This window comes from Thioalkalivibrio sp. ALE31 (assembly GCF_000377405.1).
Lineage (GTDB): Bacteria > Pseudomonadota > Gammaproteobacteria > Ectothiorhodospirales > Ectothiorhodospiraceae > Thioalkalivibrio.
This window is the reverse complement of record NZ_KB905020.1, coordinates 484971-494997: the sequence shown is the minus strand read 5'-3', so window position 1 is coordinate 494997 and position 10027 is coordinate 484971. Positions and strand designations below refer to the sequence as shown.

Annotated in this window: 6 protein-coding genes; 2 read left to right on the top strand and 4 right to left on the bottom strand. The window is 66.4% G+C overall.

Translation table 11 applies throughout. The features are described 5' to 3' along the window. Window positions 1-165 precede the first annotated feature (165 nt). Window positions 166-813 carry an ERCC4 domain-containing protein gene (locus tag D103_RS0102315; RefSeq protein ID WP_018867096.1) on the bottom strand — a complete coding sequence of 216 codons (648 nt, stop codon included), beginning with the start codon at window positions 811-813 and terminating at the stop codon, window positions 166-168. 196 nt (window positions 814-1009) lie between these two features. Here D103_RS0102315 and D103_RS0102310 point away from each other — a divergent pair, with 196 nt between their 5' ends. Continuing rightward, complete coding sequence (locus tag D103_RS0102310; protein ID WP_018875673.1) at window positions 1010-1381, top strand: hypothetical protein; 372 nt, start codon at window positions 1010-1012, stop codon at window positions 1379-1381. Between the two features lie 237 nt (window positions 1382-1618). Here D103_RS0102310 and D103_RS0102305 read toward each other — a convergent pair whose 3' ends face one another. The 3 genes from D103_RS0102305 to D103_RS0102295 all read right to left on the bottom strand — a co-directional run bounded on the left by D103_RS0102305 (window position 1619) and on the right by D103_RS0102295 (window position 8282). Then, window positions 1619-4027, bottom strand: coding sequence for an EAL domain-containing protein (locus D103_RS0102305; RefSeq protein WP_026280236.1), 2409 nt, complete (start codon window positions 4025-4027; stop codon window positions 1619-1621). Window positions 4028-4156: 129 nt separating this feature from the next. Further along, window positions 4157-6682 (bottom strand): EAL domain-containing protein, encoded by a 2526-nt coding sequence (locus tag D103_RS0102300; protein ID WP_018875671.1) that lies wholly within the window; start codon window positions 6680-6682, stop codon window positions 4157-4159. A 16-nt stretch (window positions 6683-6698) separates the two neighbouring features. Next, on the bottom strand, window positions 6699-8282 hold the full coding sequence (locus tag D103_RS0102295) for a PAS domain-containing methyl-accepting chemotaxis protein (protein WP_018875670.1): 1584 nt from the start codon (window positions 8280-8282) through the stop codon (window positions 6699-6701). Window positions 8283-8594: 312 nt separating this feature from the next. Here D103_RS0102295 and D103_RS0102290 point away from each other — a divergent pair, with 312 nt between their 5' ends. Next, window positions 8595-9917, top strand: coding sequence for a DEAD/DEAH box helicase (locus D103_RS0102290; protein WP_018875669.1), 1323 nt, complete (start codon window positions 8595-8597; stop codon window positions 9915-9917). The last annotated feature ends 110 nt before the right edge of the window (window positions 9918-10027 follow it).

The following is a 10027-nucleotide window of genomic DNA, read 5'->3' as shown; positions in this document are numbered from 1 at the left end:
GGCGCTTCGCTGCGCTGCGGCCGGGATGTCCGGGGGTTGGGTGGTGCTGCGGTTGGGGTGACGGTGCCGGGGCCGGGTGATGGCCGGGGTGTTCCGGCTTTGGCGGGGGCTTCGCCTGCGAGCAGGCTCCCACAGGGGGTGGTGTGGTTGGCGGCTTGGGGGCGTTCAGGTGGTGCGGCTGCCGTAGGTGACGACGGATTCGATGCGTTCGGCGCGTTCGGCGTCGAGGCCGTCGGTCTGGGCGAGGGTGGCGGCGTCGGCGTTGATGATGTCGCGTACGCTGCCGAGGTCGCGCAGCAGGTCGCGTGCCGTGTCGGCCTCGACGCCGGGCAGGCCGCTGACGATGAACTCGGCGGCCTTGCGCCGGGTGTCCGGCTTGGTGGGGCGATCGGCCGGGTCCGGCTCCATCTGGGCGTTCAGGCCCAGCAGGTAGATGAGCATGCCGCTGTTGTCGGCATCCGGGCTGGGCAGCACGCTAATGCCGAGGGCGATGGTCAGGTGCGCGAGGGCACGGTGGATATCCAGCGCCTGCTGGTGGAAGCGCGGTTCGTACAGGTCCCCCTCGACGATATAGACCACCTGGCTGTGGTTGGCCTTCAGCTTGGCGGCGTTTTCCCACAGGGTCTTGTCGACCACGCTCAGCACCATGTCGGTGGCGGACTTGCGCTCGACCACGACGCCGTTGGGCAGCAGGTAGTCGCCCACATCGAGGTCGGTGAATTCCAGTTCCACCCCTTCCAGGCGTTCGATGCGCTGAATGATCTTGCCCTGTTCGCGGCGGTCGACGCGGATTGGCAGGTGCACGTTGTCCATGGGGGCTCCATTCGTTGACGGGTTGCGGGCACTGTAGGGCGTGGGGCCATACGCGCCAAATGGCCGGATGCGGGGCGGGGCGAGGGATGCCGTGCAGGCGCGGTGCGGATCGCCTACAGTCAGGGGACACGTTTCGCGGGTGGCGCCTGCGGTGCGTGTGTGGAGACAACAACAAGACCAACAGGATGGAGTGTTTATGTCGATTCACATTGCAGTCGTGGGGCTTGGCCGGGTGGGCGGCCGTTTCCTGGAGATGTTGCTCGAGTCCGGCCTGCCGGGGATGACGCTTTGCGCGGTCTCGGAGAAAGCCGAGACGGAGGGCCGCCGGCTGGCCGAGGAGAAGGGTATCCCGCTGGAGTCGGTCGCGGATATCGTGGCGCGTGGCGACCAGGTGGACGTGATCTTTGACCTGAGCGGCCAGCCGCAGGTGCGCCAGGAGCTGCGCGAGGGCATGCAGAACACCGGCAACCGCCATACGGTGGTGGCGCCGGAGGTGATGGCCCACCTGACCTGGGCAATGCTGACCCGCGAGGCGCCGCCGGACGTACACGGCAGCACCGGCTACTGATGGCCACCCGCGCCGTCGGGATGGGCGGCGTGGTGATCGACCCGTGGTTGAAAGGCCGCCTTCGGGCGGCCTTTCTTCTTTCTGGTTCCGGAAGGTGCTGGGACGTTGGCGTTCGTGTCGGCGACCCAGCCGCTGCGAGGGGCGGTTGGAACCGAACCCGGGGCCCGAAGGTCCCTGGGATTGGGCCCGCGCATGAGCGGGCTGGAGCCCCTGAGACGCGCCTCCGGAGCGACCCGATCAGGCGTAGCGAGTGTCGGTGGTGGAGGCTTGGCTCGGAACCGGGCACGGTTCCAGGGGTTCCGGCAGGTGCAGCCCGAAGCCCTGGGCGTAGTCGATGCCGATCGCGCGCAGGGGTGGCAGCAGGTCTTCGTGGGAGACACATTCGGCGACCGTCTTGATGCCCATGACCTGGCCGATGTGGTGGATGCTCTCGACCATGGCATGGCTGATCGGGTCGTCGCTCATGTCGCGCACGAAGCTGCCGTCGATCTTCAGGTAATCCACGCGCAGGGTCTTGAGGTAGCCGAAGGACGCCATCCCGGTGCCGAAGTCGTCCAGCGAGAAGCAGCAGCCCATGGCGCGCAGGGTGTTCACGAAGCGACTGGCCTGGTTGAGATTGGCGATCGCGGCGGTTTCAGTGATCTCGAAGCACAGGCGGCCAGGCGCCACGCCGCTGGTCTGGATGCGTTCGACGATGTAGTCCAGCATGCCGCGCTCGCACAGCGACTGGCCCGACAGGTTGATGGCGAAATGGCCGTCCGTGGGCGCGGTGTGGCGGGCGACCTGCAATACCCGGTCGATGACCCAGCGGTCGATGGCCGCCATCAGGCCGTAGCGTTCGGCGGCCGGGATGAAGGTACTGGGCGGTGTGATCGCGCCCTCGTCGTTGATCATCCGCAGCAGCACCTCGATGTGGCGGGGACCGCCACTGGTGATTGGCTCGATGTGCTGGCCGTACAGCCAGAACTGGTCGTTCTCCAGGGCGTGATTGATGCGCTGCAGGCAGTTCATCTCGCCCTGGTGCCGGCAAAGGGCCGCGTCGTCGGGGCGCGAGACATGGATACGGTTGCGCCCGCGTTCCTTGGCCAGGTAACAGGCGGCGTCGGCTTCGCTCATGAACTGGGCCGCGTCTCCGTGCTCGCCACGGACCGGGACGACCCCGATGCTGATGCCGATCCGGAACATGCGGCCGTCCCAGTCGAAGCGGAATTGTTCCATTGCGCGCCGCAGTTTCTCCGCGATCTCTTCGGCGCGTTGTAACGGGCAGCTTTCCAGGAGGACGCCGAACTCGTCGCCGCCGAGGCGGGCGAGGGTGTCGCTTTCGCGCAGTTGAGCCTGCATGTGCGAGGTCAGCTGGCACAGCAGGTCGTCGCCGGCACCGTGCCCGCAGGTATCGTTGACCAGCTTGAACTGGTCCAGGTCCATGTACAGCAGGGCGTGTTCGCGCCCGTCGTGATGGGCACTGGTGACGAGCTGACGCAGGCGGCGTTCGAACTCCAGCCGATTGGCCAGCGATGTCAGGCAGTCGTGGGTGGCGGCCCAGGACAGGTCGCGCGCCATTTCGCGCGCCCGGGAGACGTCCCGGAATACCAGGGCGGCCCCGATGACGGCGCCCGTGCGATCACGGATGGGCGCGGAGACCTCCTCGATGGCGTATTCGTGGCCGTCACGGGAGACCAGGATCGTGTCCTGGTTGAGGCTGCAGGTCGTGCCGTCGGGGACCATGTCCACCAGGGGGTGGGGGAGTAGCTGGCCGTCGTCCTCGCGGATGGTGCGGAACACCCGGTCCAGTTGTTCGTCGCGGGCCTCGGCATCGCTCCAGCCGGTCAGGTGTTCGGCCACCGGGTTGAGGTAGTCGATGCGCCCGTCCGTGTCGATGGTAATGACCGCGTCGCCGATGGCGTGCAAGGTGACCTGGGCGCGTTCCTTCTCGCGGAACAGCTCCGCCTCGATATCACGGCTGCGGCGCAGGACGGCCACCGCTACGACGATGCCGATCAGCAGGGCGGCGGTCCCCAGCAGGGACATGAACTGCACCGCGTTCCGGTATTGCTCGGCCGTGTCCCGCGCCGCGGCTTCGGAGGCCTCCTGCTGCAGTTCCAGGAGGGTGCCGAGATTCGCCAGGACCTCGTTCTGCATCGGGATGGCCTGTTCGAGTAGCCAGCTTGTGGCAGCCTCCAGGTCGTCATCCAGGATCTTGTTGAGTACGCGTTCCTGGACCTCGACCGCGCTCGATGTCAGTTCGCGGCCTTCGGTTAGAAGGGCCTGCTCGCGTTCCGTGAGGGGCATGGCCTCGAGCTGGTTGCGGTTGACCATGAAGTCCGACGCGTGCGAGCGGAACTCCATGATCCCCGCGTCGAGATCGAAGGGGTCATCGGTGATCGACAGGCGCAGCAGGGTGACCGAGCGTTCGCGCGCGGCCGTGCGCATGTTGTTGAGGAGTTCGGTCTTGACGTTGTGCTCGTGGACGATCACGTCCAGGCGATCGTGTACCTGACCGATGCGCTCGAGGCCGATCATGACCATCACCATCATCAACAGCAGGACGACCGCAAATCCCGCTGCGATCGCTACGGCCGAGCGATAATCGTGCGCATTACTGGACCCCACGGTTGCTGTGGAGTCGCTGGCTTCCTGGCTGTCCATCCTGCCCCCTGGCCTTCGCCCGGGCGGTCTTGTGCCGCCTTCTGTGAGCGCATCCCTTCAGAACCTAGACGCAATCCGCATGGAATGTAATCCCCTGGCCAATTGCAGGGAGTGGTGGCGGGGCGTGCGTCACACCGTTTCGTGTTGCAGGCGTTCCTTGAGGGCCCCTGCGGCCATCGCATGCGAATGCAGCCAGCCCTGGTACAGGTCACAGCCGATTTCCCGCAGGAAGGTTCGTTGTGCGTCCGTTTCCACGCCTTCGGCGACGAGCGTCAGGCCGAGGCTGTGGCCGAGGTGCACGATGGAGCGCAGGATCATCTCCGATTCCGGGTCCTCGCCGATGTCGGCGATGAAGGAGCGGTCGATCTTGAGCTTGTCGATGGGCAGGGACTTCAGGTAGGCGAGCGAGGAATAGCCGGTGCCGAAGTCGTCCAGGGCCACCCGGATGCCCAGGGCCTTCAGGCCGCGGAGCTGATCGTGGGTCAGGGCCACATCCGCCATGGCGACGGTCTCGGTTACCTCGATCTCGAGTCGCTCGGGCGGGGCGCCGGTCGCCTCGAGGGCCGCGCGCAGGCGTTCCACCAGGTCATGCTGGCGGAACTGCATCGCGGAGATATTGATGGCGACGCGGAGCCCGACGCCGGCCCGTGACCATTGGGCGAGCTGTTCGCAGGCCTCGCGGATGACCCAGTCGCCCAGGGGCAGGATCAGGCCGTTGGCCTCCGCGCTGGCGACAAAGCGGGCCGGTGCCACCGGCCCGAGCTCGGCATCGGTCCAGCGAGCCAGGGCCTCGACGCCGATCACGCGGTTCGACGCGACCTCCAGCAGTGGCTGGTAGTGCAGCTCGAGGTCGGCATTCTCCAGCGCCTGTTGCAGGCGCTGTTGCAGGCGCTGTTCCTCGTGCACCTGGGCATCCAGGTGCTGCGAAAAGAAGGCCCAGGTGTTGCGGCCGGAGTGCTTGGCCTCGTACATGGCCATGTCGGCATAGCGCACCAGGCTGCGATCGTCCTGGGCGTCGCGCGGGAACATGGCGATCCCGAGGCTGCCGCTGGAGACGAGGTTGCGCGCGTGTTCGGTCTGGAAGGGTGTGTCGAAGATACCCAGGATGCGCTGGGCGACCCGGGCGATCGCCTGTTCGTCCGCCACGTGGGTCAGGAGGATCATGAACTCGTCGCCACCGAAGCGGCCGATGGTGGCTTCCTGGTCCAGGGCGCCCTGGAGTCGGGCGGCCACGGCCTTCAGCAGCTGGTCGCCCTCGTCATGGCCAAAGGTGTCGTTGACCATCTTGAAGTTGTCGAGATCCAGCAGCATTACCGCGATCGGGTGGTCGTTGTGCTCGGCCTGGGCGATGCCCTGCGTCAGGCGGTCGTGCAGTAGCCAGCGGTTGGGGAGTTCGGTCAGACTGTCATGGGTGGCCTGATGCTGGATGCGCGCCTCGCGGCGCTGGCGGTCGGTGATGTCGCGGATGAAGGCGGTAATGCGGCGGCCTTCGGTGTCTTCGAAGGCGTTGAGGCTGATGTCCACCGGGAACTCGGTGCCGTCGATACGTTGGCCGCGCAGATGGGGTACCTGCCCCATGGTGCGGCGGTTGATGCTCCGGCCTTGGGTCTCGCGATGGGTTCGGTGGCGCTCGCGCAGGCGGTCCGGGACCAGACACTCCACCGGCTGGCCGATCAGTTGCTGGCGGGGGTAGCCGAACAGGCGTTCGATATTTCGGTTGGCCATCACGATGCGGCCCTCCGTATCGGTGACCAGGACGCCGTCGGGGGCCGTCTCCACCAGTTGCTGGTAGCGCCGCTCGCGCATCTCGATGTCGCGGTGGGCCTGGTGCAGACGCTCCAGGGGCGAGCGCACGCTTTCCAGAAACAGACCCTGGTAGATCAGCAGGTAGGCCGCTAGCTTGTACAGGTGGCCCAGTACGAAGGGGGTGTCGGTCAGGTCTTCGTAGAACATGAAGAACATCCCGCTACCCATGCTGATGACCAGCGCCGCGGCCACTAGTGGCATGCCGGGACGTTGCAGGAGTTCGCGGCGCAGGATCAGCAGGGCCAGCGTGACCAGATGCAGGGCGATCACCAGGGCCTCGAGCCCCATCTTGAAGGGTGTGAGGCCGCTGATCGGGTCGAACAGGGGCGGGATGATCCCGGCATGCCACAGACCGATCCATGCGAGCAGGGCGACCAGCAACAGGCTCCCGATCAGGTAGATATGGCGAGGCGGCCCGTCGCTGTGGGCGACCATCGGCAGGGCCACGTAGGCCAGCAACGCGGCCGCACCGACGAGGCGCGCGGCCAGCCAGAAGAACAGGGTCTGTTGCGTCGAGTTGGGGGTGATGAAGTCCGGCATCGCCGGATAGGTCATCAGGTGCAGGAAATCGAGCAGCGCGACCGCCAGGAAGGCGCAGGCGAGCAGGACCGAAGCGGCGACCCGACGCCGGTCGATGACGTGGTAGCCGACCGCGAACACCAGTACCGCGACGACCACCGCGAACAGCTCCGCCGCCGTATGGAACGCCGTCAGGTGCTCGCGGGGCAGGATCCGGGGCAGGTCCAGGCCGAGTAACCAGATCACCAGTGGGAACAGCAACAGGGCCAGCAGTACGCCGGAGGCGAGGCCCATATGCTGGCGCAGGTACCGATCGGATCGGGAAGTCATCCGGATGCTTTTCCTTTCAGCGATGTCTTGCCCAGAATTGCCGGGCAAGGCCCTGCAATCCTGTGGCGAGCTGTGCGACCTCACGGGCAGCGGCCTCGCTTTGGTCGGCGCGGTTCGCTGTGGTGTCGGCTGCGTTGCGGATGGAGTCGACCCCGCGGCGGATCTCTTCGCCGGCGGTCCCCTGTTGTTCCACGGCGGCCGCGATCCGGGTGCTCATGTCGCGGATCTGTCCGACGCCCGTGGTGATATTGTCCAGTGCCGCCGCGGCCTGTTGGGCCTGTTCGACGCTGGTTTCGGCCTGAGCCCGGCTTCGCTCCATGGTGGATACTGCCGCCCGTGCGCGATCCTGAAGACGCTCGATCATCTGCTGGATTTCGGCGGTGGAGTCCTGCGTTCGGCTGGCCAGTGTGCGCACCTCGTCCGCCACTACGGCGAAGCCACGGCCCTGTTCGCCGGCGCGCGCGGCCTCGATCGCCGCGTTGAGGGCGAGCAGGTTGGTCTGCTCGGCGATGCCGCGGATGACGTCGAGTACGCTGGTGATGTCCTGGCTGTGCTGGTCCAGTTCGGCCATTACACCGGAGCCATCGCGGATCCGCTTGCCCAAGTTCTCGATCGCCTGAGTGCTCTCGCCCACCACGGCACTTCCGGCACCGGCTTCGCGGTCGGTCCGATCCGCTGCATCGGCGGCACCCTGGGCGCTGCGCGCGACTTCCTGCACGCTGTTCACCATCTGCTGGGTGGCACTCGCCACCTGTTCGGTCTCGGTTTGTTGATGGTTGCAGGCTTGCCGGCTGTCACCGACCGCGGTCACCAGGGCGTCGGCTGTCCGGGTAAGGCGTTCGGCCGCATTCCCCATGCGCCCGACGACCGCGCCGCCCTCCGCCTCCAGCATCTCCAGGGCGAACAGGAGCTCGCCGGCCTCGTCGGTACGACCGGAGTAGATGTACTGGCTGACCGGGTTGTTGGCGATGCGGCGGGCGTGGGCCACCGCGCGGCATAGGGGCGACAGGCTGATCCATACCAGGGCGCCGCCCACCACTAGCGCGGTCAGCGCGAAGATCAGGGCGCTCGACCAGGACAGGCCGGTCAATACGCTGCTGGCGATCAGCCCCGCCAGGACGCCGCCGGCGAGGGCCGCTACGGTCCTGACCTTGATGCCGATGGGGGGCAGGCGCAGGGCCAGGGGCCTGCGACCCTGGAGGAGTTCCGCGTAGACGGATTCAGCCTTGGCTACCTGTTCGCGCCGCGGCTTGGTGCGAACGGACTGATACTCGACGGTTTGCCCGTCTTCCGTTACGGGCGTCACATAGGCGTTGACCCAGTAGTGATCGCCATTCTTGCAGCGGTTCTTGACCAGGCCCATCCAGGAGCGGCCGCCCTGGATGGTGTTCCACAGGTCCTCGAACGCCGCCGGCGGCATATCGGGATGGCGGACCACGTTGTGGTTCTTGCCGAGCAATTCGTCCGGTTCGAACCCGCTGATGTCGATGAAATCCGGGTTGACGTAGGTGATGGCCCCCTTGAGGTTGGTGGTGGAAAGGATGTTGGCACTCTCCGGGTAATCCACCTCGTTCCCGGTCACGGGCAGGTTGCGTTTCATGTTGTTCCCCTGATGGCCGAATCGTTGTTATTGGTGTCGCGTCGGCCGGACCGGTGCTGCCTGGGCGCCGGGTTATTCTTGTTGAATGGAAGCTAGTCCATATTCCCTCACAAAACAAATATATATCCAGGCGGTAATGGGTGGAGTGTCTTTTCATTGACGAAAGGCGTATAGTGCGTCCATCGAACGCCCCGCCCGTCAGCGTCCGTTCATCTGATCCAGAGCCATTCCGGTTCACAGTGATCCCCCTGATTTCGTTTCCCCCGATGGGTGCTCTTGTTGAACGAGTGGCGGGTAGCGTTGGAGCATTCCATGACTGATACGACCTTTGCCGACCTCGGGTTGGCCGATACCCTTTTGCGCGCGCTGGAAACCTCCGGGTACCAGCACCCGACCCCGATCCAGGCCCGGGCGATCCCGGAAGTCCTGAAGGGGGGCGACCTGCTGGCCGCCGCCCAGACCGGCACCGGCAAGACCGCCGGCTTTACCCTGCCGATCCTGCAGCGCCTGTCCACCAGCGATGCGCCCAAGCCCGGTGCGGGCCGCCCGCGCTGCCTGGTGCTGACCCCGACTCGGGAACTGGCCGCCCAGGTGCACGACTCCGTGAAGACCTACGGGCGCAACCTCAAGATGCGCTCGATGACGATCTTTGGCGGCGTGAACATGAACCCGCAGATCAAGGCCCTGCGCGACCGCATGGACATCGTGGTGGCGACCCCGGGGCGTCTGCTGGATCACGCCAACCAGAAGACCATCGACCTGTCCGGCGTGGAGATCCTGGTCCTCGACGAGGCCGATCGCATGCTGGACATGGGGTTCATCCGCGACATCAAGAAGCTGATCGCGATGATGCCGAAAAACCGTCAGAACCTGATGTTCTCGGCGACCTTCTCCGACGAGATCCGCAAGCTGGCCAACGGCCTGCTGACCCGCCCGGCGGAGATCGACATCGCCCCGCGCAACACGGCCGCCGAGAGTGTGCAGCAGAGCGTGCATCTGGTCGAGACGAGCCAGAAGCGCGAGCTGCTGAGTCACCTGATCCGTACCAACAACTGGGAACAGGTGCTGGTGTTCACCCGCACCAAGCATGGCGCCAACCGCCTGGCCGAGAAGCTGTCGAAAGACGGCGTGCGCTCGGAGGCGATCCACGGCAACAAGAGCCAGGCGGCGCGCACCAAGGCGCTGAAGCAGTTCAAGTCCGGCCAGGTGCCGGTGCTGGTGGCCACCGATATCGCCGCGCGCGGACTGGATATCGATCAGCTGCCGCAGGTGGTCAACTTCGAGCTGCCGAACGTGCCGGAGGACTACGTGCACCGCATCGGCCGCACCGGGCGTGCCGGTTCCGCCGGTGCCGCGCTGTCGCTGGTGGACGGCGAGGAGATCAAGCTGCTGAAGGGCATCGAGCGCCTGATCCAGCGCCCGATCGACCGCATCGAGACCGAAGGCTTTGCCGCGCCGAAGCCGGCTGCCAATGACGGCAATGGCAATAACCGCCGCGGCGGTCGTGGCGGCAAGCCGGGCGGCGGGGCACGCAATGGCGCCCCGCGCAACGCCCGCGGTGGCAAGCCCGGCGGCGGTCGCGGCGGCAACGGCCGCCCGTCCTCCAACGGCAACCGGGCGGCGCGCAGCCGCTAGTCCGACGCGCCAGCGCCATACCGCGAACCCGCGGCCCCGAACTCCGGGCCCGCGGGTTTTTTCGTTCCGGGCCTGGCGGGGAGGGCTTTATTCACCACGAAGCACACGAA